Source organism: Herbaspirillum sp., from assembly GCF_035644555.1.
Taxonomy (GTDB): Bacteria; Pseudomonadota; Gammaproteobacteria; order Burkholderiales; family Burkholderiaceae_D; genus Herbaspirillum.
The window spans coordinates 76,153-102,695 of sequence record NZ_DASQOH010000058.1 but is presented as its reverse complement, the minus strand read 5'-3'; the positions used below and the strand labels follow the sequence as shown (position 1 = coordinate 102,695).

The following is a 26,543-nucleotide window of genomic DNA, read 5'->3' as shown; positions in this document are numbered from 1 at the left end:
CGAACCCGTTCACCTGATGACCGCCCTGGTCAATCAGGATGGCGGCTCCATCCGTCCGCTGCTCACCCTGACCGGGATGGACATCAATTCTCTGCGCTCGCGCCTCGGCGAGGAGCTGGATCGCCTGCCGCGCGTCAGCGGCGTGGAAGGGGACGTGCAGCTCTCCAACGGCCTCGGCCGGCTGCTCAACGTCTGCGACAAGCTGGCTCAGCAGCGCAAGGATCAGTTCATCTCATCCGAGCTGTTCGTGCTGGCTGCCCTCGACGAGAAGGGCACGCTGGGCGAGCTGCTGCGCGCTCAGGGGCTGACCAAAGAGAAGCTCGAAGCGGCCATCGACAAGGTGCGTGGCGGCAAGAAGGTGGAGGATGCCAACGCCGAGGAGAATCGCCAGGCGCTGGAGAAATACACCATCGATCTGACCGAGCGGGCCGAGATCGGCAAACTCGACCCGGTGATCGGCCGTGATGACGAGATCCGCCGCACCATCCAGGTGCTGCAACGCCGTACCAAGAACAACCCGGTGCTGATCGGTGCCCCCGGCGTCGGCAAGACCGCCATCGTCGAAGGGCTGGCCCAGCGCATCATCAATGGCGAGGTGCCGGAGGGGCTCAAGAACAAGCGGGTGCTGTCGCTGGACATGGGGGCGCTGGTGGCCGGTGCCAAGTATCGCGGCGAGTTCGAGGAGCGGCTCAAGGCCGTGCTGAACGATCTGGCCAAGGAGGAGGGCAACGTCATCCTCTTCATCGATGAGCTGCACACCATGGTCGGCGCTGGCAAGGGTGAAGGCGCCATGGATGCGGGCAACATGCTCAAACCGGCGCTGGCCCGTGGCGACCTGCACTGTGTCGGTGCCACCACGCTGGATGAGTACCGCCAGTACATCGAGAAGGATGCCGCCCTGGAGCGTCGCTTCCAGAAGATCCTGGTGGATGAGCCCAGCGTGGAAGCCACTATCGCCATCCTGCGCGGCTTGCAGGAAAAGTACGAGGTGCACCACGGTGTGGACATTACCGACCCGGCCATCGTGGCCGCGGCCGAGCTGTCGCACCGCTATATCACCGACCGCTTCCTGCCGGACAAGGCCATCGACCTGATTGACGAGGCCGCCTCCAAGATCAAGATCGAGATCGATTCCAAGCCGGAAGTGATGGACAAGCTCGACCGTCGCCTGATCCAGCTCAAGATCGAACGCGAAGCCGTCAAGCGCGAAAAGGACGAGGCTTCGCAGAAGCGCCTGCAGCTGATCGAGGAAGAGATCGAAAAGCTGGAGCGCGAGTACGCCGATCTGGAAGAAATCTGGAAGGCCGAGAAGTCGACCGCCCAGGGTGGCCAGCAGTTGAAGGAAGAAATCGAGAAGGTGCGCCTGCAGATGGAAGAGGCTACCCGCAAGAGTGACTGGCAGAAGGTGTCCGAATTGAAGTACGGCAAGCTGGCCGAGCTGGAAGCCGCGCTGGAAGTGCAGAACAAGAAGGACGCGGCCGGTGCCACCACCGAGAAGCCCAAGCTGGTGCGTACCCAGGTGGGCGCCGAGGAAATTGCCGAGATCGTGGCCCGCGCCACCGGTATCCCGGTGTCGCGCATGATGCAGGGCGAGCGTGAAAAACTGCTGCACATGGAAGACGTGCTGCATGAACGCGTGGTGGGCCAGGAAGAAGCCATCGTGGCCGTTTCCGACGCCATCCGCCGTTCGCGTGCCGGCCTGGGCGACCCCAGCAAGCCTTACGGTTCCTTCATGTTCCTGGGCCCCACCGGCGTGGGCAAGACCGAGCTGTGCAAGGCGCTGGCGTCCTACCTGTTCGATACCGAGGAGGCGATGATCCGCATCGACATGAGCGAGTTCATGGAGAAGCATTCCGTGGCCCGTCTGATCGGCGCGCCGCCGGGCTATGTCGGCTATGAAGAAGGCGGTTACCTGACCGAAGCGGTGCGGCGCAAGCCCTACAGCGTGATCCTGCTCGACGAGATCGAGAAGGCGCATCCGGACGTCTTCAACGTGCTGCTGCAGGTGCTGGACGACGGTCGCATGACCGATGGCCAGGGCCGTACCGTGGACTTCAAGAACACCGTGATCGTGATGACCTCCAACCTGGGTTCGCACAAGATCCAGAGCATGGAAGACAGCGACCCGGCCTTGGTCAAGCTGGCCGTGATGGCCGAGGTGCGCACGCACTTCCGTCCGGAGTTCATCAACCGGGTGGACGAGATCGTGGTCTTCCACGCGCTGGACGCCAAGAACATCGGCGCCATCGCCAAGATCCAGCTGCGCATCCTGGAGCAGCGCCTGGCCAAGCTGGAGATCGGCCTGCAGATCAGCGAAGCCGGCCTGCAGAAGATTGCCGAAGCCGGTTTCGATCCGGTCTATGGTGCAAGGCCGCTCAAGCGCGCCATCCAGCAGGAGATCGAGAATCCGCTGTCCAAGGAAATCCTGGCAGGCAGGTTCGGTCCCAAGGACGTGGTCCATGTGGATGTGCAGAACGGGCAGTTGAGCTTCAGCAAGTAATTTCCGGCGTGTCACGACACGATAGGGCGGCGGGACATGGCTTCATGTCCCGCTTTTTTTTTATGCATGTTTGGTAGGCATCGATTCATCGCGGTCGGCATGCGCTGCACATCCGTTCCAGGGACTTGTAATACATTTAATTTACTTGCCTGATTTGCTACACTGCACGCCCAGCGTGCCTCCAGGGCGGATCGCGCGCTGCTTTTTCTTTCGCCGCATTGCAAAAAACGCTCACCAAGAGCAGGCGAAATGTGATATTTACATCCTCCAAGGGGGACGCGCCAGAACACCAGGGGCAGGTGCGCCATCGATAGGGCCTCAGGCCCGCGCTGCAATCGCCGGGATGGATTTAATTTCCCGGGAGCAAGGAATTCATGGTCAGATCTGGAACTCGCGGTCAACGCAGCAAGAGCACATGGGGGCGATTCTGAAGCAATCGTCCCTGCAGCGGCTATTCATCCTGCCGTTCATTTTCCTGATGGTCTGCCTGGTGCTGACCATTGGCTGGTTCCTGTATCGCGCCGGTGACGATGCCACCGAGGTATTGGCGCGCAACGCCCTCACCGAGATCATGGGCCGGGTCTCCCAGGGTATCGACCGCCAGACCATGGGCGCGCGCGAGACTCTCAACGTGGTGGCGCCACAGCCGGTGCCGCCGGCGGAGGCCGGACAGCCGCCGGCGACGCTGCCGTTTCCCAAGACCCGCAAGGAACTGGAAGAGCGGCTGTGGCTGGCCAATTCGTTGTTCGACGACCCCAGCTACGTCTATTTCGGTGGTGTCGACGGCAGCTTCCTGGGCATCAAGCAGGAGCAGATCAACGTCTTCATGTACAGCGTGCGAGAGCCGGGCGAGAAGAACTACGTCTATTACCTGCGCGGCCCAGGCACCGAGATGAAGCTCACCGCCGTGCAGGACTACGAACCGCGCAAGCGACCCTGGTATGTGCAGGCGGTCCAGCAGGGGCGCGAGACCTGGTCGCCGGTGTATGCGGATTACCGTCAGCCCAATGTGGTGGGCATCAACCTTTCCAAGCCCATCTTCGATACCGACGGCACGCTGCTGGGCGTGGCCAACAGCAGCATCGGCCTGCAGCAGCTCTCCACCCTGTTGCGCCAGCTTCCCTTGAGCCCGCATGGCGCGGCCTTCGTGACCGAGCTCAAGGGCGACATGGTGGCCACCTCGCTGGATGAGTCGATCTACCAGTCCAACGACCAGGGCTCGGACCTGTTGCGCCTCAACGCCGCGCACAGCAAGGCTCCGCTGGTCCAGCAGGCTTTCGAGGAAGTGCGGCGCTACCTGAGCATCCACAACCCTGCCCCCGGCCGGCTGGTGCTGCTGGGTTCGCGCAGCGAGGGCAGCAAGATCGAAGTGGCCTTCCGCCTGCACCATGACCAGGCCGGGCTGGACTGGCTGGCCATCAGCGCTGCGCCGCGCTCGGACTTCCTGGGTTCGGTCACCAGCGGCGTCTACCAGACCCTGCTGCTGGGCCTGATGGCGGTGTGCCTGACTTTCGTGATCGGCTTCCTGCTGCTGCGCTGGGTGCTGCGCGATATCCGCAAGCTCACGCTGGCGGCAAAAAGCATCGGCAATGGCAGCCCGTTCCCCGCGCTCAACATCGATCGTAATGACGAGATCGGCCAGCTGGCGCTGAGTTTCGTGGAAATGGAGCGCAACCTGCGCACCGACCGCCTCACCAATGTGTTGAACCGTGACTCCCTGATCGCTCAGATCGACTTCCGCCGCCGCAACAGCTCCGAGGCCAATCCGCTGCACTTCGCCTTGCTCTTCATCGACCTGGACCGTTTCAAGGCCGTCAATGACGAATATGGTCACGACGAGGGCGACAAGGTCCTGATCGCCATCGCCGAACGCCTGCAGCACAGTCTGCGACATGATGATTCTGTAGCGCGTTTCGGCGGCGACGAATTCGTGGTCTACCTGCATGGCGTGACCGACATCGAGGTGGCGCGCAGCATTGCCGACAAGATCCGCCACGCCGTCAACAAGCCCATCGAGGGGCGCGATGGCCAGCAGTACACGGTGGACGCGTCGGTGGGCGTGTCGCTCTATCCGGTCGATGGACTGGATGTGGAAACCTTGCTGCGGGTGGCCGATTCACGTATGTTCGACCAGAAGCGCCTGCACCGCATTCTGTCGGTCTAGGCGGCCGTCCTGATCCACCCCTTCAGCGATAGAGGAAACCCCGATGTCCTTTGCCACCTGCGACCTGTGCGATGCCAATGAAGACAAGCTGGCCAGCGGCACCCTGCACGTACTGCCTCCCATTTTCGCCTCCTTCGGGCGGCGCCAGGCCTTCAGCGGCCCGGCCAAGACCCTGAAGGTATTCGAGGACAACGTGCTGGTCCGCGCTACGCTGGAGACCCCGGGCGACGGCCAGGTGCTGGTGGTCGATGGCGGCGGCAGCCTGCGCTGCGCGCTGGTCGGCGGCAACCTGGCGCAACTGGCGCAGGACAACGGCTGGGCCGGCATCCTGGTCAACGGTTGCGTGCGCGATGCGGCCGAACTCAATGCCTGCGACGTCGGCATCCGCGCCCTGGCCACCCACCCTCAGCGGAGCTTTCGCAAGGGGGCAGGGGATGCCGACCTCAAGGTCGGCATCGCCGGTGTAGCGGTCTATCCGGGCGACTGGATCTATGCCGACGTAGACGGCGTGCTGGTGGCGCGTACGCCACTCTGAGCGACTTCAGCCAAACGCGGCGTCCCCGCGCAGTACATGGACAATAGCCCGCAGACGCGGGCTATTGTCCATTGTCCATGTCTTGCGCGGGGCACTGAATGTCGTTCCAGGCATCAGTCCGGTATCTTGCGCAGTTGCTTGTCGATGGCGGCCGTCTGGGCCACGATTTCCTTGAGATCCTGATTGAGCAGACGACTGCGTCGGCGCAGGTTGTCCCATCCCGACCAGGCGCTGGCCTCGGCCGGGATGGGTTCCGGCGTGACCGGACCGATCAGCTCGATCTTGCCCGAGAGCGCCTTGTCTTCCGGCGCCTGCGGCGATACCACCACCGCACCGCCACGCTTGCGCGGCTTGGGCGCCAGCAGGCGCTGGGCTTCGGCCAGGTGTTCGCTGGCTTCCAGGTAGGTATCTTCGATGAGCTTGCTGATGGCGGCCTGCGGCAGATTTTCCTGCTGGCGCCGCAGCATCAGGCGCAGCGCCGCGATATGCGCCGCCACCAGGTAGTTCTGCACGATGAAGCGGTTCAGTTCGTGTACCGCCCGTTGCTTGGTGGCCGGTTCATCCATCATGCGCACCAGCGCCGAGATCAGGGCCGCCAGGCTGTCCATGAAGCCCTTGCGGCAGACCCGATAGAAGAAATCGTCCTGCACCTTCCCTTCGAGCATGTCGCGGCTGGCGGTCAGGTAGCGCTGGCTGGCCTTGAGCACGTTGCGCAGCAGCTTGGGCAGGTCGCGGTATTCCCAGGCCGGCAGCACATAGGAGAAGACGGTGGCGATGAGCACGCCGATGATGGTGTCGATCAGGCGTTCGCCGATCACGCCCTGGTGGCCGGCCGGCACCAGCAGGTTCAGCAGCATCAGGATCTGTACCGAGGCGGCGATGGCGGTATAGCGATACTTGATGTAGGTAAAGGCCGGTGCCGCCACGCTGGCCGCGAACAGCACCGCCAGTTGGCCCAGCGGATTGTGCACGAAGCGCAGGATCAGCATGGTGATCAGGCAGCCGATGACGGTGCCGATCAGGCGGTCCGCCATGCGCTGCTTGGTGGCGCTGAAGTTGGGTTTGAGGATGATGACGATGGTCAGCACGATCCAGTAGCCGTGCGCCATGTAGGGCAGGTGGCTGGCGATCCAAAGACCCGTGGTCACGGCCAGCGCGACCCGGATGGCGAAGCGGAAGATCGGTGACTGCCAGCGCAGGTTCACCAGCAGCATGTTGAACTTGAACTTCTGCTGGGTCAGGAAGGGGGTCATGTCCGAACCCGGCAGGATGGGCAGCGGATCCACCGGGTTCTGGGTGGCCTGGTGCACCTGGCCGATCAGCTCGATGATGTCGCGGATCTTGTTATAGGTCACGCGCAGGATGGTGCGGGCTTCTTCCGAGGCCTGGCGCGGGCCTGGCAGGGCCAGTTCCTGCATCTCGAACTGCACCGCGCGCAGTTCGGCCTTGTAGTTCACGCTGGGCTCGGAGGCCTTCTTGCGGGTGATGGCGTAGGCGATAGATTCGATGTCCTGGGCAGCTTTGGTGGCCAGGTCGCGCAGGAACACCATGACATCGCTGTCGCCGAAGTGCTGGCGCAGGAAGGCGTAGTCGGCGTGGGTGGAGAGCACCTGCTCGTACAGCTCCAGCATGGACAGGTGTACCTGCACCAGCAGGCCATCCTGCTTGGTATGCAGGTCGCGCAGGATCAGGTCGCGCGAAGCCTGCTGCTTGTCGGCCACCACGATCTGCTGGCGCACCAGGCGGTTGAACTGTCCGGCCAGGTCATGCTTGACGTCGTAGAAGTCGGCCTTGATGCGCAGGTAGCGTGCCAGTTCGAACAGCGCCTCGGCCAGCACCTGCTGCTTGATGCGGCGGCGCAGGAACCACGACACCGTCATCGAATAGGCCAGGTAACCCAGGCCGCCGCCCAGGAACAGTACGGCATGCAGGAAGGCGTCCGAGATCGGCACCTGGTTTTCCATCGACAGGGTCATCACCATGAGCGCGGCGAACTGCAGCGGCATGGTCTTCTTACCATAGACCACCATCATGCTGGCGAAGAAGCTGACCACCACCATCATCGCGCTGACCAGCCAGGGCACCGGGGCGCACAGGCTGATGACCAGCATCACCACCGTACAGAGCAGCACGCCGGCCAGCATTTCGTTGAACTTGTGGCGCAGCGGGCTGGGCAGGTCCATCAGGCTGGTACACAGCGCACCCAGGAATACCGTCATGGTGGTGGGCATGTCGGCCACGTTGAACACCAAGAGGGTCAGGCCGACCACCCCGATCGCGATCCGCACACCTGTATAGAAATAATGACTGAAGAGGAAGGTGCGAATGTCCAGGGCGTAGTGCATGTAGACAGGGCGGCGTGATATCGCCGTTTCATGAGTTAGGTGCTTATTCTCTGCCTTCTTGGTTGTTTAAACAACCTGAGAGGACAGGTGCGAGTGGTGTGGATATGAACGATGACGACGCAAGAGGTTTCACATTGCGCCTTTTTTACGATACGAAATCTTCATTTCGCAATATGAAAAGTGCAGGTGCGCTGCATCAAAATCCTTTTTCATTGTCCGGATTTTCGTTCCGCATCGCAAAATCGTGATCATAAGTCATTGAATTTATTGGTATAAAAATTTTACAGATATCTTATATAAGACATTGTTGCTCCGCTCCCGCAGGCCTACTATGAAGTCATGGAATTCGCGATTTCATCCAGTTTCAAGCCACTTCATCATTGACCAAAAGGAGATCCACATGAGCACACGTGAACAGCAAATCCAGGCCCTGGAACGCGACTGGGCAGAGAACCCGCGCTGGAAGGGCATCAAGCGCAACTACAGCGCCGCCGATGTGGTCCGCCTGCGTGGTTCGCTGCAGATCGAGCACACCCTGGCCAAGCGCGGTGCCGAGAAGCTGTGGAACCTGGTGCACAACGAGCCCTTCGTCAACGCCCTGGGCGCCCTGACGGGTAACCAGGCCATGCAGCAGGTCAAGGCCGGCCTGAAGGCGATCTACCTGTCCGGCTGGCAAGTGGCCGGCGACGCCAACCTGGCCGGTGAAATGTATCCCGACCAGTCCCTGTATCCGGCCAACTCGGTGCCGATGGTGGTCAAGCGCATCAACAATACCTTCGCCCGCGCCGACCAGATCCAGTGGTCCGAAGGCCGTGACGACATCGACTTCTTCGCGCCCATCGTGGCTGATGCGGAAGCCGGTTTCGGCGGCGTGTTGAATGCCTTTGAACTGATGAAGTCAATGATCGAGGCCGGTGCGGCCGGCGTGCATTTCGAAGACCAGCTGGCCTCGGTGAAGAAGTGTGGTCACATGGGCGGCAAGGTGCTGGTGCCGACCCGCGAAGCCTGCGAAAAGCTCAACGCGGCGCGCCTGGCGGCTGACGTCATGGGTACCCGTACCCTGGTGATCGCCCGTACCGATGCCGAGGCGGCTGACCTCCTGACCTCGGACGTGGATGCCAACGACAAGGCCTTCCTCTCCGGCGAGCGCACTGTCGAAGGCTTCTTCAAGACCCACCCGGGCATCGACCAGGCGATCTCGCGTGGCCTGGCCTATGCGGAATACGCCGACATGGTCTGGTGCGAAACCGGCAAGCCCGACCTGGCCTTCGCCAAGACCTTCGCCGAAGCCATCCACGCCAAGTTCCCGGGCAAGCTGCTGGCGTACAACTGCTCGCCGTCCTTCAACTGGAAGAAGAACCTGGATGACGCCACCATCGCCAAGTTCCAGCGCGAGCTGGGCGCCATGGGCTACAAGTTCCAGTTCATCACGCTGGCGGGTTTCCATGCGCTGAACTACTCGATGTTCAACCTGGCCCACGGCTATGCCCGCAACCAGATGTCGGCCTTCGTGGAGCTGCAGGAAGCCGAATTCGCCGCCGCCTCCAAGGGCTTCACTGCGGTCAAGCACCAGCGCGAAGTCGGCACCGGTTACTTCGACGCGGTGACCCAGGCGATCCAGCAAGGCCAGTCGTCCACCACGGCCCTGCATGGTTCGACCGAAGATGAACAATTCTTCGATGACAAGGCCAAGAAGGCGGCCTGATCCGAGCGTGCAATGGTTTGAGTGTGAATGTGTGATGTAGCGCCGGTCCGCATCCTTGCGCGGGCCGGCGGGGTGATCCCCGAACTTGCGACCGTACCTCAAAAGGGTGCGGTTTTTTTTCGTCTGTAGTTTTCGTCTCTAGTCTGGGCTGTCCCGGGATGCGTCAGGCCGCCCGCAAGCGGCCGTCGCGTACTTCGAAGACTGTCTGGCCCAGGGCCTCGACATCGGCCGGGTCGTGGGTGATCAGCAGCATCGGCACCTGCAGGCGGGTCTGCAGGTCAGCCAGTTCCTGGCGCATGCGCTGGCGCAGGGACAGGTCCAGGGCCGAGAAGGGCTCGTCCAGCAACAGCATGTCGGGCTCGGCTACCAAGGCGCGCGCCAGAGCCACACGCTGGCGCTGGCCACCGGAGATCTGCGCCGGATGGCTGTGGGCGATGGCCTCCAGCTCGAAGGCCTGCAGCCACTTCATCACCGCCGGGTGCTGGGCCGGGCGGCGTGTGTTGAAGCTGCCTCGGGTCAGGCCGAAGGCGATGTTCTGCGCCACCGTCAGGTGCGGGAAGAGGGCGTAGTCCTGGAACAGGTAGGCCACGTTGCGCTCCTGCACGCGCAGGTCGATGCCTTGTGCGGCGTCGAACAGAGTGCGGCCATGCACGCGGATATGACCGCTGTCGGGGCGCATCAGGCCGGCGATGGCCTTGAGCGTGAGGCTCTTGCCCGAGCCGGAGGGACCGTAGAGCACGATGCGCTGGCTGTCGGAAGCCAGGGCGATATCGAGCTCGAAGACACGATCAGCGGCACGCAGTTGTTTCTGGATCTGGAGGTCGATGCTCACGGCAGGCAGGGGCAGGTAAAAGGAATCACCGCGACAGTCTAGCGAATCTGCAGCTGCGAGCGGTCCGGTACCAGTCGTCCGGCCAGCATCAGCAGCACCACGCAAGTGATCGAGGTAATCACCACCAGCAAGGTGGCCGCGCCGTCGTCGCCGGCCTGTACCGCCTCATAGATGGCCACCGACAGGGTCTGCGTGCGGCCCGGCAGGTTGCCCGCCACCATCAGGGTGGCGCCGAATTCACCGAGGGCGCGGGCAAATGCCAGTAGCACGCCAGCGGTGATGCCGCGCGTAGCCAGCGGCAGGCTGACGCGAAAGAACACGCCGGCCTCGGAGACGCCCAGCACGCGGGCCGCGTTTTCCAGTTGATGGTCCACGCTCTCGAAGGCGGCCCGGGCCGCTTTCAATACCAGCGGGAAGGCCACCACGGTGGAGGCCAGCACCGCGCCTTGCCAGGTGAAGACCAGTTGGATGCCCAGGCTCTCCAGCCAGGCGCCGAAGGTGCCACGGCGGCCGAACAAGACCAGCAGGTAATAGCCCAATACGGTAGGCGGCAGTACCAGGGGCAGGGTCAGGACCGAATCGATGAAGTCGCGCAGCGGCGAGCGCCAGCGCGACAGCCCATAGGCGGCGGCCACGCCCAGGAGCAGATTGAGCAGGGTTGCCAGACCCGCGACCTTTAGCGACAGCAGCAACGGTGTCCAGACCGGATGCATCAGGCGACCTTGGGGTTCAGGGCTTCAGGAAGCCGTAGCGCGCCAGGACGGCTTGCCCGTTCGGCGAGAGCACATAGGCCACGAACTGCGCGGCCAGTTCCTGTTGCCGGCTGCCTGAGGTGACGGCGATGGGATAGGTGGCCGGCGTGTTTGAGGGAATGCGGATGGCGACCTTGACCTTGTCCGGCATCACTGCGGCATCGGTGGCGAAGACGAAGCCGGCATCGACTTCGCCACGGGCCACGTAATCCAGGCTGGTGCGCACGTTCTCGGCCATCACCCCCTTGGCCTGGACCTGCGACCACAGGCCGGCCTGTTCCAGCGCGCCCTTGGTGTAGCGGCCGAAGGGCACCGATGCCGGGTTGCCGAGGGCGATGCGCTGGTAGTCCGGCCGGGTCAGATCGGCCAGCGTGGCCGGCTGGTGCCGGGCGTCATGCGGCACGATGACTACGATCTGGTTGGCGGCGAAGTTCTTGCGGGTGGCCGGGTTGACGGCCTTTTCCGCCACCGCCTTGTCCATGGCGGTCTGGTCGGCGGAGGCAAATACGTCAGCCGGGGCGCCGCGCACGATCTGTTGCATCAGTACGTCCGAGGCACCGAAGTTGCTGATGACCTTCACACCGGGGTGCTGTTGTTCGAAGGACTGTGCCAGCTCCTTGAAGGCATTGGTCAGGCTAGCGGCGGCGGACACCACGAGATCGGTGGCCTGGGCGGCGCCGGCGGAGAACACCAGCGTGGCGGCGAAGGCGGCGCCGATGGCGGCCTTGAGACGGATTTTCTTCAGCATCGGCAATCCTGGAAATGAGAATAAGGGAGCAGGGCGGGTGAGTGGCGAAATATACGTAAGGATATAACGAACGTCAACCGCCCGCTCTGCATTGGCCGCACGTACAAGGCCCTTGTACAATCACGCGCATGAATGATGCCAAGACCTTGAGAGTGCGCGTGATGCTGGGCCAGACCATTGCCTTCGGGCCGGGCAAGGCCGATCTGCTGCAGGCGATCGCACAGACCGGATCGATCTCCGGGGCGGCCCGGGAGATGGACATGTCCTATCGCCGTGCCTGGCTGCTGGTAGAGGAAATGAACCGCTGCTTCGCCAGCCCGCTGGTGGCCACTGCGACCGGCGGCGCCCGTGGCGGTGGTGCGGCGGTGACCGAACTGGGGCAGGAGGTGCTGGCACGCTACCGTCGCATGCAGAAGAAGGCGGCGGCCAGCATTGCGGGCGAATTACGCCAGTTGCAGGCATTGATGCGACCGGCCGACGAGCAGGAAGCTGAAGACCAGAGGCAAGGGCAGGACAGCGACCATGCATGAACTCTGGATCAAGTACCGGCTGCGGGTACTCAATGCCTGTCGTGTGTCCGAAAGCCATTCCATGCTGCTGTGGGGCGCGCTGGCCGGTTTTGTCGGCGCCCTGGCCACCATCGCCTTTCGCGAATGCATCGCGCTGCTGCAGATCTGGCTGACCGGACATGACGGGAGCTTCGTCGACATCGCCAAGGGCTTGCCCTGGCATGTGCGCATCCTGCTGCCGACCTGTGGCGGCGTGATTGCCGGTCTGTTCCTGGTCTGGGCCAAGCGCACCCCGGCCGGCAATGGCGGTGACTACATGGAGGCGGTGGCCATCGGTGATGGTGCCATTCCGGTGCGCAACACGCTCTTGCGCAGCATCTCCTCGCTGGCGTCGATTGCTTCCGGCGGCTCCATCGGCCGCGAAGGTCCGATGGTGCAGTTGTCGGCCCTGTGCGCGTCGCTGGTGGGCAAGTTCTCGCACTTTCCTTCTTCCCGCTTGCGCTTGCTGGTGGCCTGCGGGGCGGCGGCCGGCATCACCTCGGCCTACAACGCGCCCATTGCGGGGGCCTTCTTCATCACCGAGATCGTGCTCGGCTCGCTGGTGATGGAGAGCTTCGGCCCGGTGGTGGTGGCTTCCGTGGTGGCCAACATCACCATGCGCGAATTGCCGGGTTACCGGGCGGCCTACGAAATGCCGTATTTCCCCGAGATCGGCGGCTGGGAAGTGCTGCTGTTCCTGGTGCTGGGCGTGCTGGCCGGCATCCTGGCACCGCAGTTCCTGCGCGTGCTGGAGCTGGGCAAGCAGGGCTTCGGCAAGTTCCGCCTGCCACTGCCGGTGCGGCTGGGCGTGGGCGGGCTGCTGGTCGGGCTCATTTCCATCGAGGTGCCCGAGGTCTGGGGCAATGGCTATAGCCTGGTCAATTCGCTGCTGCATACGACCTGGCTGTGGCAGGCGGTGTTGACGGTGTTGGTGATCAAGGTCCTGGCCACTGCCATCACAGTCGGCTCGGGGGCGGTCGGGGGGATCTTCACGCCTACGCTGTTCGTGGGGGCGGCGGTCGGCTACCTGTTCGGCGATACGGCCCAGGCTTTGCTGCCGTTCCACATGTCGCAACCCTTCGCCTATGCGATGGTGGGCATGGGCGCTTTCCTGGCGGCGGCATCCTATGCGCCGTTGATGGCAATCCTGATGATCTTCGAGATGACCCTGAGCTATCAGGTGGTGCTGCCGCTGATGCTGTCCTGCGTGGTCGCCTATGTGGTGGCGCGCAGCACGGACGGCCGTTCGATGTACGAGATCACCCTGAAGCGCCATCGCGACAACGAAGAACGCCTGCGTCTGCGCGGCACCCACATGCGTGCCCTGATCCGGCCGGCCGAGACCGTGCTGCAGGAACAGGCCAGTCTGGAAGAGATCAGCGCCCTGTTCCTGAAATACCCGGTGAAGTATGTCTACATCGTGGACGACCAGCAGCGTTACCTCGGCGTGGTGGCGTTGCAGGACATCACTTCCTGGCTGCTGGACAAGAAGGAAGCTGCAGGCCGGGTAGCTCGCGATTTTCTGCGGCCGCATTTTCTGCACGAGGTGACGCCCGACATGTCCCTGGGCGAGGCCTTGCAGCTGTTCCTTGACCATCAAGGCGAGCGCCTGCCGGTGATCGCCAGCGCAGAAGACCCGCGCCTGCTGGGGGTGGTGTTCAAGACCTCCCTGCTGGATGCGTATTTCCGGCTGGACCGGGCCGGTAGCTAAGCGCGTCGCGCCCCTGCCCGGGCGCTGGACTCGCATCCCGGGTCGGCGCCGCGGGCGGCGGCCGGGCCGCATCACCCGGCGCTGCGGGCATGTCTTCTTTGTAACAATGCCGGATTAGTCCGACAACTGCTCACGTATCCTTGATAAAATGCATGAGCTTTTCCTCTTTTCGGTGGCCCACCCAGTGACCCGCGTCGGTCCGTGCCGCCACCCGCTATCAACCCCATCCAAGAAGTGAATTTTCCATGCTGAGTTATCGCCACGCTTTTCACGCCGGCAACCACGCCGATGTCCTGAAGCACATGGTGATCATCCAGTTGATGCGCTATCTCGGGCAGAAAGAGACTGCCTACATGGTCATCGACACCCATGCCGGCGCGGGCGTCTACGCGCTGGATGGAGATTACGCCAGCAAGAACGCCGAATATGAAACCGGCATCGCCAAGCTGTGGGACCGCAAGGACCTGCCAGCGGCGGTGCAGGAATACGTCGATGTGGTCAAGTCGCTCAACCCAAGCGGCAAGATGCGCTATTACCCCGGTTCTCCCTATTGCGCCGAGAAGATCATGCGCGAGCAGGACCGCTTGCGTCTGTTCGAATTGCATCCCAGCGAAGTGAAGGTGCTGACCGATAATTTCCGCAAGCTGGAGGCGCATGCCGCCGCCCAGGGCCAGCGTCCGGCAGCGCGCGGCAAGCGCGTGATGGTGCATCGGGGCGATGGCTTCGACGCCCTGAAGGCGCTGTTGCCGCCGCCCTCGCGTCGTGCCCTGGTGCTGATCGACCCGCCCTACGAAGACAAGCGTGACTACAGCCACGTGGCCCAGGTGCTTACGGATGCGCTCACGCGTTTTCCGGGTGGCACCTATGCTGTGTGGTATCCGGTCCTGCATCGCAATGAATCGCGCCAGTTGCCCGAACGCTTGAAACGCCTGGGTGCCAAGAGCTGGCTCAATGTCACGCTGGCCATCCACGGCCCGGCACCGGATGGCTTTGGCCTGCATAACAGCGGCATGTTCATCCTCAATCCGCCGTGGACGCTGGAAGCCACGTTGAAGGAAGTCATGCCCTACCTGATCGAAGTGCTGGGCGTGGATGACAGTGCAGAATATGTCCTGGAGTCGGGAGAACTCTGATGACAGGGGCTCCTGGCGATGTGAATATTTGTGATTTTGTCGTCGAGGGTAGTCTCGCTGTCGTCGATATCGTGAGAAATCGGCTTACAATAGTAAGATTGCCACACGTCAAGAATTGCAACGCGAGGGGTTAGTAAAAGAACAATCATGTCAGACCAGTCCGCCGACCCATCCGCTTTGCCCCCGCACGCGCAACACCCTCATCACGCTCTGGATTTCTTCCTGGCCCGTCAGCCCATCCTGAGCCGCGAGCAGGATCTGATCGGCTACGAACTGCTGTTTCGCAGTGCGGCCTTCGGCCCGGCCAACGTCAAGGATGACGTGACGGCGACGGCGGCGGTGATTGCCCATGCCTCCGAGCTGGGCCTGTCCAATGTGATCGGTAATCTGCATGGCTTCATCAATGTCGATGCGGCCGTGCTGATGAGCGACTTCATCTATTTCCTGCCCTCCGACAAGGTGGTACTGGAAATCCTGGAGACGGTACGCGTGACGCCGGAACTGGTGGCGCGTGTACGCGAGCTGGTCAAGGCCGGCTATGTGTTCGCGCTGGATGACGTGGTGGCCGAGTCGCAGGAGATCGAGGAGCTGCTGCCGCTGGTGAAGATCATCAAGATCGATGTCATGGAAGTCGATCCCAGCAAGCTGCTCAAGCTGTCGGTGCACTTCAAGCGCGCCTGCAAGGAGCTGCTGGCCGAGAAGGTCGAGACCCTGCAGCAGTTCAATGACTGCATGACCTTCGGCTTCGATTACTTCCAGGGCTATTACTTCGCCAAGCCGATGATCCTCCAGGGCAAGAAGCTGGAGGCCTCGAAGATGATCATCATGCACCTGCTCACGCTGCTGGTGCGCAATGTCGACAATGCCGAGATCGTGCGTTTCATCAAGCGCGACGTTGCCCTGAGCCTGACCCTGCTGCGGCTGGTCAATACGCCGGTGTACGGCTTCCAGAAGTTCATCGATTCGCTGGGCCAGGCGCTGATCGTGCTGGGCCGCCGGCAGCTCAAGCGCTGGCTGCAGATTCTGCTCTTCGCCAATACCGAGAAGGACCGTGCCCATGCGATGTCGCCGCTGATGATCCTGGCGGCCACACGGGGCAAGATGCTGGAGCTGATCACCGCGAGGATTCGCCCGGGACGGCGCAAGATGTCGGAGATGGCCTTCACGGTAGGCATCATGTCGCTGGTCGATGCGCTCTTCGGCATGAGCATGGAAACCGTGCTGCGCCAGATCACCGTGAGCACCGAGATCAGGGAAGCGCTGCTGCGCCGCAGCGGCTTCTACGGGGTCGCCCTGCGGCTGGTGGAATGCACCGAGCAACGCGCGCCTGACCAGGCCGAAATGCAGCGCCTGCTGGATGAGCTGCAGCTGTCGGCCGATGATTTTTTCGCCGCCGAAAAGCATGCCTTCGAGTGGGGTAACAGCATTTCCAACAACAATATCGGCCAGCATGCCACCATGCAGATGGCGCCTCCGCCGGAGGGCTACATCGACGACGATGACGATGACTGAAGTTGCCGGCCGTGCGCCCGGCCCGGTTCATCCAATGACACAAGGCTGCCGCGGCAGCCTTGTGTCATTGTGGTCCTTGGGCATTGTGACGGCCGCCCCCGCTGTACGCCTCCCTACTTGCTGCGCATGCGCGCCGCCAGCCGCCGCAACAGTCGCACCAGCCGCGCCGCCGGTGACTGCGGCGAGGATGCGGCGCGCCTCCTGAGATATTGTCCGAATGAGGCAAGCTGCCGTCTGCAGGCCTGCAGCAACCGCTGTGCCTGCTGCCAGCCGGCGGTGGCCTGCAGTTGCGCGGTCAGGCGCGCCTTGATGGCCAGCAGCTGGTCGTGATAGCGCTGGAACCAGGCCAGCGACAGCAGGCTGCGTCGGGTCAGCGCATAGATGCGCGCCACCAGGGCCGTTCCCAGCACCTTGGCCGCCAGCACGATGGCCACGCCCAGCGTCGGATGGCCGTGGGTGATGGACAGCAGGGCCAGCAACTTGACCGGCAACAGCAGCAGGGTGGGCGCCAGGAAGATCAGCAGTGCCGCATAGGGCGAAAGCCGCTCCACCCAGCGCTGTAGTCGCACCAGCCAGGGCCAGTCCGGAATGCGCGCCAGCAGGGCCTGGGTGGCATCCCAGAGCCACTCTTCCAGCATCAGCAGCAGCGCCGCCGTATAGATCAGCGGTGCCAGCAGACGCCGCCGCCAGCGGCCGGCGCGCGCAGAACGATGCGGCGGGGAGGGGTGGGTCATGCCTGGATCAGAGGGCGCGCGCCTTGATCAGCGACAGCCAGCGGTCCCCCCACTTGACGTCGCTCATGCAGGAGGCATAGCCGGTCACGGTGCGGGCGGCACGTTCCAGCAACTGGATGTCGGCTTCGTGCTGGCGCGCCACGTGCGGGTCTTCCAGGAACAGCACACGGCGGCACTGTCGCTCGAGGATCAGTTCGGCAATCTGGGCGTCGCCCCCCAGCGGGCCGGACAGGAAGGGACGCACCCAGTTGCGGCCGGCATCTCCCTTGATCTTCATGGCCAGCTGGTTGAGCAGGCCGCCGGTGGTGCCGGTGGCGCAGCGGAAGGCGAAGCGGTCCAGCACCTCGAAGTGCTTCTCGGCCAGTTCCAGCATGCGCGACTTCATGGCGTCGTGGGCGATCAGGGCGATGCCTTCCTGTTGCAGGTGGAAGCGGTCATCCAGGAAGCTGTCCGGCGCCTCGCCATTGGCGATGGCTTCCAGTTCGAACCACTCCTGGGCACCGGCCAGCGTCGACAGGAAGGGCTTGCCATGGATGACGCACTGGCGTTTCAGGGCCACCGCCTCGGGGAAGGTGGAGGAGGGATCGACCGGATCGACCAGATAGATCACGGCGTCCAGCGTGCGCTCGGGGTCGGGATCGACCGTGCGCGAGACCAGCTTCATCAGGCCACCTTGCCGACCGTAGGGGAAGCGCACCAGATGCGGGTAGCCGGGCAGCAGGTTCATCTGGCTGATGGCATCGAGTGTACGGCCGACCACGATCAGCTCGGGCTGCAGGCTGTCGATGCGATGGCGCGAGCCGGTGAGCAACTTAACCAGGGCGGAATCGCCGGCGTCCTGGTGGGCGCGGTTGGCGATGAGGCCGATGCGATAGCGGGGGGCGATGGAAGACATGGGGTGCAGGAAGCAGTGGATTGGTAAAACCTGTGGCCAGGCGGGAAGGCAGATTATCGCCGAGTGCGGCCCAAAGGGCGAGCCTTGCCGTCGCCGCGCGAGGTGCGCGAGCCTGCGGCAAGCACACTGAGGCAAGGATTAATCGTCGCAACTGTACCGTTGTGGTGGCGTGCATGCGGCTACAATAAGAGCGAACCTGCATACCCATCCATTCCAGCATGAACAAGGCATTTGTAAAAGAATCCGACGGCGCCGACGACGATGACGAGATCGCCTTGCCGGCCATCCCCGCCGGGGCCAAGAACTACATGACGCCCCAGGGCCATCAGCGCATCAAGGATGAGCTGCTGCACCTGATCGACGAAGAGCGGCCGGAGGTGGTGCGCGTGGTCTCCTGGGCCGCCTCCAATGGCGACCGCTCCGAGAACGGTGACTATCTCTACGGCAAGAAGCGCCTGCGCGAGATCGACCGGCGCATCCGCTTCCTCACCAAGCGGCTGGACAATGCCGAGGTGGTCGATCCCTCGGTCCATCACGGCAGCGACCAGATCTTCTTCGGTGCCACGGTGCATTATGAAAACCAGCGCGGCGAAGAACATACGGTGACCATCGTCGGCATCGACGAGCTCGATCCGCTCAAGGGGCGCATCAGCTGGATTTCGCCCGTGGCGCGGGCGCTGACCAAGGCGCGCGAAGGTGATGAGGTGGTGCTGCAGACCCCTTCGGGCGTGGAGCAGCTGACCATCCTCGACGTCACTTATCCGCCGCCGCAGGCGCAGTAGACGCGCCGGCACACCAGCCGTTTTCGCCGCGGCCCGGCCTGACTGGCCGGCCGGCGCTGAGTCTGTCGCCATCAAGAGCGACCGGCGCACAGCATTGCAATCATCCACGAGAAAGTCCCATGTCCATCGTTTTTGCCAGCCTGAACCACCCGCAGCGCGTCGTCCTGGCTGCCGAGGTGCACTCGCGCCCCTTCCTGCAGCTGACGCGCTCGGAAACGCTCACCCACCTGGCCGTCTATGTGCGCGAAGAAGGCAATGGCGGTCGCCATGCCAGTGCCCAGCATGCGCTGCTTGACGACCTGTGCGCCCATTTCGGCGTGGTCGCTCCGGGTGGTGAGGCCAAGCACTTCTATCACGATTTCGGCCGCTTCCGGCTGAAGTGGGAGTGCCACACCGAGTTCGCCACCTACACCTTCGCCCAGGCGCACGAGGAGCCGCTCTCCACCGACCAGGCCTTTGCCCGCGCGCCGCTGGCGCACATCCCCCAGCAGTGGCAGCTCTCGCTCAAGGGCAAGCTGATGGTGGCCGCGCATGTGGTGGTGGAGCCCGGCGACGATGATCCGGCAGCGACCGCACGCCAGATGCAGCGCATCTTCGAAGGCAAGCTGATGAGTTCCAGCAAGGTCTTGCAGGGTGGGGAAATCTGGACCGATTTCCAGATCCAGTCGGATGGTTTTTCGCGTTTCGTGGTGCGTGACATCGGCCTGCGCGAGCTGCAAGGCGGGCGCCTGGCCCAGCGCATCCTGGAAATCGAGACATATCGCATGATGGCCTTGCTGGGCTTGCCGCACGCCCAGCAATCCGGCCCGCTGCTCAACCAGATCGAGGGTGACCTGGCGGCGCTGACGGCAGCCATGGTGCAGTCCGAACAATCCACCGCCGGCACCCCCGAAGAGCAGGCCGAAGACGAGCGGATACTGCGCAAGATTACCGGCCTGGCGGCACGCATCGAAAAGCTGTCGCTGGAGAACAGCTACCGTTTCTCGGCCTCGCAGGCCTATTTCCGGCTGGTGCAGGCGCGCATCGAGGAATTGCGCGAGCAGCGCATCGAAGGCGTGCCGACCATCGGCGAATTCATGGAGCGCCGGCTGGCGCCGGCCATGGATACCTGCCAGGCCATCGCCCGTCGCCAGGAAGCCCTGGCCGAGCGGATCGCCCATACCAACGACCTGTTGCGCACCCGGATCGGCATCGTGCAGGAACGCCAGAACCGGCAGATCCTGGAATCCATGAATGCCCGCGCCGCCCAGCAACTGAAGCTGCAGCAGGCGGTGGAAGGCCTGTCGGTGGCGGCCATCTCGTATTACGTGATCGGTCTGCTGGGGTATGCCGGCAAGGCGGCCAAGGCGGCGGGCCTGCCCATCAATCCGGACCTGGCCACCGGTCTGGTGGTGCCGGTGGTGGCGGTCTGTGTCTGGCTGGGCTTGCGGCGCATGCACAAGGGGCTGGGCAGCCACTGAGCCTGACACGGAACACGGCAAACGGGGCGCACCGCTGTTGGCGGTGCGCCCCGTTCACGTGGGCAGCGCAAGAGCGGGGCAAGCCCGCTGGCGCGATCAGACGGTGGCGTTGATCTTCGCCTCGGCGCCCGCAACGGCCTGCTTGGCGGCCTCTTCACCCATGGAGACGCCTTCGGCGATCACCAGCTCGACATCGGTGATGCCGATGAAGCCCAGGGCGCTCTTGAGGTACTTGCCCTGGAAGTCCAGTGCTTCCATCGGACCTTCGGAATACTTGCCGCCACGGGACAGGATGATGATGGCCTTCTTGCCGGTGACCAGGCCGACCGGGCCGGTTTCGCCGTACTTGAAGGTACGGCCGGCGCGGAAGACGTGGTCGATCCAGGCCTTCAGGGTCGAGGGTGGCGCGAAGTTGTACATCGGCACGCCGATGACGATGGTGTCGGCGGCCAGCAGCTCATCGACCAGGGCGTCGGATTGCTTGATCACGTCGGCTTGCTCGGCGCTGCGGGCATCGGCCGGAGTGAAATAGGCACCCATCAAGGATTCGCTCAGGTGCGGCAGGGTGTTGGCGGCCAGGTCACGATGAACGATCTTGCCGCCTGGATTCTTGGCCTGCCATTGCTGGGCGAAGGAGGCAGTCAGCTGGCGCGAGATGGAACCGCCGGTACGGGCGCTGGAGTCGATATGCAGCAGGGTGCTCATGGTCATTCCTTTATATTGTTCGGTTGGCATCGCCTCGACAGGAAGGCGTTTGCATTGGGATGAACAATACCCAGTTTTCATTTCTTCCAATAGATGCGAGAATCGCATTTCACTGATCCAGTTTTGGCAGGAATGCCCTCATCCCCATGTTAGACCTGAACGACATCTGGCTTTTCGTCCACGTGGTGCGCTCTGGCAGCTTCGCCGCTGCCGGACGCAAGCTGTCCATGCCGCCCAATACCATCAGCCGCCGCCTGCAGGCGCTGGAGGCCAGCATGGGGGTGCGCCTGCTGCAGCGCTCCACGCGCCAGCTCAACATGACCGCAGCCGGACGTGAATTTTTTGAGCGCTGTGCCCCGGGACTGGAAGACATCGAACACGCCAGCGCCAGCCTGACCGAGAGCCAGGGCGAGCCGACGGGCAGCCTGCGGGTGGCGGCGCCGGTGGATTTCTTCGACAATTTTTCGATCGAGTGGATGCATGAATTCATGCATCTCTATCCCAAGGTGCAGCTGGAGTTCGTGCTCAACGATGGCCGCGCCGACCTGATCGCCGAAGGGATCGACTTGGCCTTCCGCGGCGGGGTATTGCCTGATTCCAGCCTGGTGGCCAGAAAACTGGTGCAAAGCCATCTGGCGCTCATTGCCAGTCCACGTTACCTGGAGCGGCAGGGTACGCCGCAGGCCCTGTCGGACCTGGTCGCCCACGCCTGTCTGGCGACCTCGCAGGCGCCGCAGCACACGGTCTGGAAGCTGGAGGGGCCACATGGTCCCGAGAGTGTGCGGGTGGTGCCGCGCCTGTGCGTCAATACGGCCCAGGGCCAGCTGAGGGCTGCGCGGGCCGGCCTGGGGATCGCCTTGCTGCCGACCATGCTGGCGTCCGAAGACCTGCGCAATGGCACCCTGGTGAACATCCTGCCGGATTATCAGCGTGACACCATGGGTTTCTATGCGGTCTATGTGCACCGCCGCCAGTTGCCCAGTGCAGTCAGTGCCCTGATCGAGTTCTTCGCCGACAAGCTGGAGCGGGGCATCGCCGACAAGGGCGCGCAGGCCTGCCAACGTCATCTGGAAGCAGAGGTGAAGGTCGGCCTGGCGCAGGAGAAGGCGGCCGCCTGAATAGGCCCGGATATTCACCCTGATGCCCCAAATGAAGAACGCCCGCGATTGCGGGCGTTCTTCATGGCGTCATCTCATGGCATGACCGGCATCAGCCCCGGTCGCGCAGGATACGTGCGACGCTGTCGATCTTGCGGATGCCGCGCATGATGCGCGCCAGGTGCACCCGGTCCTCGACCTGGATGGTGAAGCGCAGGTATTTCATCGAGGCATTGCCACCTTCATCATCCATGGCCACCGAGACGATATTGGCGTCCGATTCGCCGATCTCGGCCGCGATGCGCGCCAGCGTGCCGCGCTCGTTGTGGATCAGGATGGTGATGCGGCAATCGAAGCGGCGGTTCAGGTCGTGGCCCCAGACCAGCTCGATCCAGCGTTCCGGTTCCTTCTCGTGCAGGCGCTTGGCGGTCTCACACTCTTGGGTATGCACGATCAGGGTCTGGTCCGGTCGCAGGTAGCCGGTCAGGCGGTCGCCCGGGATCGGCATGCAACAGGAGGACAACTGCGCCGATGCGCCTTCACTGCCGGTGATGACCACCGGGTCGGGCTTGTTGGGCAGCATGTGGCCTTCCGGATCCAGCTGCGGCACGCTCACCCCGGTGTCCATCATGGTCATGATGTGACGTGCCACCAGCGGCGCCATGCGGGTGCCGATGCCGATCTCGGCATACAGGTCATCCATGGTCTTGGCGCTGGATTCGTTGAGCAGGCGCTCGACGATGTGGGATGGCAGTTCTGGGTCGATACCCAGGGTGTGCAGGGCATTACCCAGCAGGCGGCGACCGACCGCTTGCGACTCGACCTTGTTGGCCGTGCGCAGGCGATGGCGGATCGCCGAGCGGGCCTTGCCGGTGCGTACATAGCCCAGCCAGTTGGGGCTGGGGCGCGAGGTCGGCGAGGTGATGATCTCGACGATGTCGCCGTTGTGCAGCTCGGAACGCAGCGGCGCCGGTTCGTGATTGATGATGGCCGAGGTGGTCTGGTCGCCGATGTCGGTGTGGATGCTGTAGGCGAAGTCCAGCGCCGTGGCGCCACGGGGCAGGGCGATGATCTTGGACTTGGGCGTGAAGACGTAGACCGAATCGGGGAACAGGTCGACCTTGACGTGCTCCAGGAACTCGGCCGAGTCGCCGGTCTGTTTCTGGATGTCCAGCAGCGATTGCAGCCAGGCATGGGTGCGCTGCTGCAGGTCGGTCAGGCTGCCCTCGTCATCCTTGTAAAGCCAGTGCGCGGCCACGCCGGACTCGGCCACGCGATGCATTTCGGTGGTGCGGATCTGGAACTCGACCGGCGTGCCATAGGGGCCGATCAGGGTGGTATGCAGCGACTGGTAGCCATTCAACTTGGGGATGGCGATGTAATCCTTGAACTTGCCCGGCATGGGCTTGAACAGCGAGTGCAGGGTGCCCAGCGCCACATAGCAGTTGGCGAAGCTGTCGACCACCACCCGGAAGCCATAGACGTCCAGCACCTGGGAGAACGTCAGGTGCTTGTTGCGCATCTTGCGGTAGATGCCGTAGAGGGTCTTTTCGCGGCCGTCGACCTGGGCCGGGATGCCGGCGGCGATCAGGGTCGAGGTGACCGATTCCATGATCTTGGTGACGACTTCCCGCCGGTTGCCGCGCGCAGCCTTGACGGCCTTGGAGAGCGTGCGGTGGCGCAGCGGGTAGAGGTGCGAGAATGACAGTTCCTGCAGCTCGCGGTAGATGTTGTTCAGGCCCAGGCGGTGCGCGATGGGCACATAGACTTCCATGGTCTCGCGCGAGATGCGGCGCTTCTTCTCGGGCGGCATGGAGCCCAGCGTGCGCATGTTGTGCAGGCGGTCGGCCAGCTTGACCAGGATCACCCGCACGTCGCGGGCCATGGCCAGCAGCATCTTGCGGAAGTTTTCGGCCTGCGCCTCGACCTGGCTCTGGAATTCGATCTTGTCCAGCTTGGACAAACCATCCACCAGGGAGGCCACGGAGGCGCCGAAGCGTTCGATCAGCTCTTCCTTCTTGACGCCCTGGTCTTCCATCACATCGTGCAGGAAGGCCGCCATCATGGCCTGGGCGTCCAGTTTCCATTCGGCACAGATCTCGGCTACCGCCAGCGGGTGCGAGATGTAGGGCTCGCCCGACTTGCGCATCTGGCCCAGGTGCATCTCATCGGCGAAGCGATAGGCTTCCTTGACCTTCTTCAGTTCGGAAGGGGTCAGGTACTCTTCGAGCTTGGGAATCAGATGCGCAAAAGTCGCCACGCCGCTGTGGGCAGCGGTGGGGGCGACTTCGTTGGGAGGTGCGGTGCGACCGGAACCGGTGGCACGTTTGGGGCTAGGAGCGGCTGATAAGGTGGAGTCGGTAGTGGTGAGGCTCATACTTGTCCGTTATCAGCTTCATGGACGGACCAGGATCAGGCCGGAACCTTCTTCAGCATTTCCACGCCGACCTTGCCCGCTGCGATTTCACGCAGGGCGGTCACGGTCGGCTTGTCCTTGGCTTCCACCTTGGGGGTGTGGCCTTGCAGCAGCTGGCGGGCGCGGTAGGTGGCCGACAGGGTCAACTGGAAACGGTTGGGGATCTGCTTGAGGCAATCTTCGATGGTAATGCGGGCCATGTAAAACTCCTGAATGACGGTCTTGCGTGTGGATGGATCGGTCCGGCGCCCTGACAGGCTCAGCTCGCGTGGATGCCCAGCTGTGTGAACAGGTAGGCGTTGCGGGCGGCTTGTTGCGGGAATCGGCAGCGGGCTGCCTGGACAATGGCCGTCAACTCGGATAAAGCGACGGCAAACTCTTGATTGATAATAACATATTCGAACTCCGGGGAGTGCGCGATTTCGCCGCCAGCAGCCAGGATGCGGCGGGTGATGACATGCGGTTCGTCCTGTCCGCGCTTCTTCAGGCGCTCTTCCAGCGCCGCGATCGACGGCGGCAGGATGAAGATGCCGATGGCATTGGAAAACTGCTTCTTGACCTGCTGCGCGCCTTGCCAGTCGATTTCCAGCAGCACGTCGGTGCCGTTGGCGATCTGGTCGGCGATCATCAGGCGCGAGGTGCCGTAGTAGTTGCCGTGGACTTCGGCCCATTCGAGGAATTCGCCCTCGGCCTGGCGCTTCAGGAAATCCTCCGCATCCGTGAAATAGTATTCACGGCCGTGTTCTTCGCCCGGGCGCGGGGCGCGGGTGGTGTAGGAGATGGACAGCTTGATGGCCGGCTCCTGCTTCAACAGGGCGTTGACCAGGGTCGATTTGCCGGCGCCGGAGGGCGCAACCACCATGAAGAGGCTGCCGGAAGTGGGTTTTTGGACGGGCATGGGGTCCTCGCTGAAAATGTCGTGAATATCTTGAATATCGTGAATCTCTGCCCGACAGGTCGGGCAACGCTGGCGCCTGGGCTTACTCCAGATTCTGCACCTGCTCGCGCATCTGGTCGATCAGCAGCTTCAGTTCCATGGAGGCGTCGGCCAGTTCCTTGACGGCAGCCTTGGAGCCCACGGTGTTGGCCTCGCGGTTGAGCTCCTGCATCATGAAATCCAGACGCTTGCCGACCTGCCCACCCTTCTTCAGGATGTGGCGGGTTTCGCCCAGGTGGGCCGACAGGCGCGCCAGTTCTTCGGCGATGTCGATGCGGATGCCGTAGAGCGTCACCTCCTGGCGGATGCGTTCCAGCGATTCCTCACGGGTGGCCACCGGCGCGGCGCCGTTCTGCGTCTGCAGGGCCAGGCCCAGGGCTTCGGTCATGCGTTCGGTGGCCTTTTGCTGGAATTGCTCGACCAGTTGCGGCACCAGCGGGGTGATGCGGGCCACGATGGCTTCCATTGCATCGACCCGCGCCAGGATCACCGCCTGCAGCGCCGCGCCTTCACGGGCACGGCTGTCGACGAAGGCGTCCAGGGTCTGCTGCAGGGTCGCCAGGATGTCGGTCTGCAGGGTTTCCTGGCTGATCTCGGCTTCCTCCATGACACCCGGCCAGCGCAGCAGTTCGTTGACCGACAGCGGCGCAGCATCCGGGAATTGCGCACGCAGCTGGTCTTGCAGGTTGGCCAGTTGCGCCACCACATTGGTGTTGAGCGCCTGGCTGTTGCCGCTGGCCACCTTGCGGCCGAAGGACAGGCGGCATTCCACCTTGCCGCGCACCAGGCGGCCCATGATGGCCTCGCGCAGCATGGGTTCGACCGCGCGCAGGTCGTCGTTGATGCGGAATTGCAGGTCCAGGAAGCGCGAATTCACGCTCTTCATTTCCAGGGTGACCGTACCGGCGGTGGTTTCACGGGTGGTGACGGCGTAGCCGGTCATGCTGTAGATGGTCAAGGTCGGGGCTCCATAAGCGGGCGCGGCGCCGGGTAGGGCGCGCTGACAGGTCGGGTTGCGGGCGGTGCGGGCAG

At 63.3% G+C, this 26,543-nt stretch carries 22 protein-coding genes; 11 read left to right on the top strand and 11 right to left on the bottom strand.

Annotated features, from left to right (window positions below):
- The 3 genes from clpB to rraA all read left to right on the top strand — a co-directional run.
- Positions 1-2,500: ATP-dependent chaperone ClpB (clpB, locus tag VE092_RS16575; protein WP_324878605.1), on the top strand; the 2,500-nt coding region annotated here is incomplete at its 5' end.
- 415 nt (positions 2,501-2,915) lie between these two features.
- Positions 2,916-4,664: a diguanylate cyclase gene (locus VE092_RS16570; protein ID WP_324878603.1), complete on the top strand. Its 1,749-nt coding sequence runs from the start codon at positions 2,916-2,918 to the stop codon at positions 4,662-4,664.
- A gap of 43 nt (positions 4,665-4,707) precedes the next feature.
- Positions 4,708-5,199, top strand: a complete 492-nt coding sequence (gene rraA, locus VE092_RS16565; protein ID WP_324878601.1) for a ribonuclease E activity regulator RraA — start codon at positions 4,708-4,710, stop codon at positions 5,197-5,199.
- Positions 5,200-5,312: 113 nt separating this feature from the next.
- Here rraA and VE092_RS16560 read toward each other — a convergent pair whose 3' ends face one another.
- Entirely contained in the window at positions 5,313-7,544 is a 2,232-nt protein-coding gene (locus tag VE092_RS16560; RefSeq protein ID WP_324878599.1) for an FUSC family membrane protein, read from the bottom strand.
- A gap of 400 nt (positions 7,545-7,944) precedes the next feature.
- Here VE092_RS16560 and aceA point away from each other — a divergent pair, with 400 nt between their 5' ends.
- A complete protein-coding gene (gene aceA, locus VE092_RS16555; protein ID WP_006462605.1) occupies positions 7,945-9,249 on the top strand; it encodes an isocitrate lyase in 1,305 nt (434 codons plus the stop codon).
- Positions 9,250-9,412: 163 nt separating this feature from the next.
- Here the strand turns inward: aceA and VE092_RS16550 are convergent, their stop codons facing one another.
- Genes VE092_RS16550 through modA form a run of 3 tightly spaced genes read right to left on the bottom strand, consistent with a single transcriptional unit; the run spans position 9,413 to position 11,581 of the window.
- Positions 9,413-10,081, bottom strand: a complete 669-nt coding sequence (locus VE092_RS16550) for a sulfate/molybdate ABC transporter ATP-binding protein (protein WP_324878597.1) — start codon at positions 10,079-10,081, stop codon at positions 9,413-9,415.
- Between the two features lie 38 nt (positions 10,082-10,119).
- Complete coding sequence (gene modB, locus VE092_RS16545) at positions 10,120-10,794, bottom strand: molybdate ABC transporter permease subunit (protein WP_324878595.1); 675 nt, start codon at positions 10,792-10,794, stop codon at positions 10,120-10,122.
- 16 nt (positions 10,795-10,810) lie between these two features.
- Complete coding sequence (gene modA, locus VE092_RS16540; protein WP_324878593.1) at positions 10,811-11,581, bottom strand: molybdate ABC transporter substrate-binding protein; 771 nt, start codon at positions 11,579-11,581, stop codon at positions 10,811-10,813.
- Between the two features lie 128 nt (positions 11,582-11,709).
- Here modA and VE092_RS16535 point away from each other — a divergent pair, with 128 nt between their 5' ends.
- The 4 genes from VE092_RS16535 to VE092_RS16520 all read left to right on the top strand — a co-directional run bounded on the left by VE092_RS16535 (position 11,710) and on the right by VE092_RS16520 (position 16,485).
- Positions 11,710-12,111 carry a winged helix-turn-helix domain-containing protein gene (locus tag VE092_RS16535; RefSeq protein ID WP_324878591.1) on the top strand — a complete coding sequence of 134 codons (402 nt, stop codon included), beginning with the start codon at positions 11,710-11,712 and terminating at the stop codon, positions 12,109-12,111.
- Positions 12,104-13,840: a ClcB-like voltage-gated chloride channel protein gene (locus VE092_RS16530; RefSeq protein ID WP_324878588.1), complete on the top strand. Its 1,737-nt coding sequence runs from the start codon at positions 12,104-12,106 to the stop codon at positions 13,838-13,840. Before VE092_RS16535 ends, VE092_RS16530 begins: the two co-directional genes overlap by 8 nt.
- 245 nt (positions 13,841-14,085) lie before the next feature.
- Positions 14,086-14,973 (top strand): 23S rRNA (adenine(2030)-N(6))-methyltransferase RlmJ, encoded by an 888-nt coding sequence (locus VE092_RS16525; protein WP_006462599.1) that lies wholly within the window; start codon positions 14,086-14,088, stop codon positions 14,971-14,973.
- 147 nt (positions 14,974-15,120) lie between these two features.
- Positions 15,121-16,485 (top strand): EAL and HDOD domain-containing protein, encoded by a 1,365-nt coding sequence (locus tag VE092_RS16520; RefSeq protein ID WP_324878586.1) that lies wholly within the window; start codon positions 15,121-15,123, stop codon positions 16,483-16,485.
- A 113-nt stretch (positions 16,486-16,598) separates the two neighbouring features.
- Here the strand turns inward: VE092_RS16520 and VE092_RS16515 are convergent, their stop codons facing one another.
- Together VE092_RS16515 and VE092_RS16510 are read right to left on the bottom strand one after the other, a co-directional pair.
- A complete protein-coding gene (locus VE092_RS16515) occupies positions 16,599-17,219 on the bottom strand; it encodes a hypothetical protein (protein ID WP_324878584.1) in 621 nt (206 codons plus the stop codon).
- A gap of 7 nt (positions 17,220-17,226) precedes the next feature.
- Positions 17,227-18,114 carry a methylglyoxal synthase gene (locus VE092_RS16510; RefSeq protein ID WP_324878582.1) on the bottom strand — a complete coding sequence of 296 codons (888 nt, stop codon included), beginning with the start codon at positions 18,112-18,114 and terminating at the stop codon, positions 17,227-17,229.
- 218 nt (positions 18,115-18,332) lie between these two features.
- Between VE092_RS16510 and greB the strand changes: the two genes are divergently transcribed.
- Both greB and VE092_RS16500 read left to right on the top strand, forming a co-directional pair.
- Positions 18,333-18,896: a transcription elongation factor GreB gene (gene greB, locus VE092_RS16505; RefSeq protein ID WP_324878580.1), complete on the top strand. Its 564-nt coding sequence runs from the start codon at positions 18,333-18,335 to the stop codon at positions 18,894-18,896.
- 119 nt (positions 18,897-19,015) lie between these two features.
- The gene (locus VE092_RS16500; RefSeq protein ID WP_324878577.1) at positions 19,016-20,356 is read left to right on the top strand and encodes a DUF3422 domain-containing protein; all 1,341 of its coding nucleotides are present in this window, start codon (positions 19,016-19,018) and stop codon (positions 20,354-20,356) included.
- Between the two features lie 96 nt (positions 20,357-20,452).
- Here the strand turns inward: VE092_RS16500 and VE092_RS16495 are convergent, their stop codons facing one another.
- Entirely contained in the window at positions 20,453-21,061 is a 609-nt protein-coding gene (locus VE092_RS16495; protein ID WP_324878575.1) for an FMN-dependent NADH-azoreductase, read from the bottom strand.
- Positions 21,062-21,207: 146 nt separating this feature from the next.
- On the opposite strand from VE092_RS16495, the gene VE092_RS16490 reads away from it, so the two are divergent.
- Positions 21,208-22,179 (top strand): LysR family transcriptional regulator, encoded by a 972-nt coding sequence (locus VE092_RS16490; RefSeq protein ID WP_324878573.1) that lies wholly within the window; start codon positions 21,208-21,210, stop codon positions 22,177-22,179.
- Positions 22,180-22,270: 91 nt separating this feature from the next.
- Here the strand turns inward: VE092_RS16490 and VE092_RS16485 are convergent, their stop codons facing one another.
- The 4 genes from VE092_RS16485 to VE092_RS16470 all read right to left on the bottom strand — a co-directional run bounded on the left by VE092_RS16485 (position 22,271) and on the right by VE092_RS16470 (position 26,469).
- Positions 22,271-24,535 carry a bifunctional (p)ppGpp synthetase/guanosine-3',5'-bis(diphosphate) 3'-pyrophosphohydrolase gene (locus VE092_RS16485; RefSeq protein ID WP_324878571.1) on the bottom strand — a complete coding sequence of 755 codons (2,265 nt, stop codon included), beginning with the start codon at positions 24,533-24,535 and terminating at the stop codon, positions 22,271-22,273.
- A gap of 35 nt (positions 24,536-24,570) precedes the next feature.
- Complete coding sequence (gene rpoZ / locus VE092_RS16480; RefSeq protein ID WP_006462590.1) at positions 24,571-24,774, bottom strand: DNA-directed RNA polymerase subunit omega; 204 nt, start codon at positions 24,772-24,774, stop codon at positions 24,571-24,573.
- A 59-nt stretch (positions 24,775-24,833) separates the two neighbouring features.
- Positions 24,834-25,472 carry a guanylate kinase gene (gene gmk / locus VE092_RS16475; protein ID WP_006462589.1) on the bottom strand — a complete coding sequence of 213 codons (639 nt, stop codon included), beginning with the start codon at positions 25,470-25,472 and terminating at the stop codon, positions 24,834-24,836.
- A gap of 82 nt (positions 25,473-25,554) precedes the next feature.
- The gene (locus VE092_RS16470; protein ID WP_324878568.1) at positions 25,555-26,469 is read right to left on the bottom strand and encodes a YicC/YloC family endoribonuclease; all 915 of its coding nucleotides are present in this window, start codon (positions 26,467-26,469) and stop codon (positions 25,555-25,557) included.
- Between the last annotated feature and the right edge of the window lie 74 nt (positions 26,470-26,543).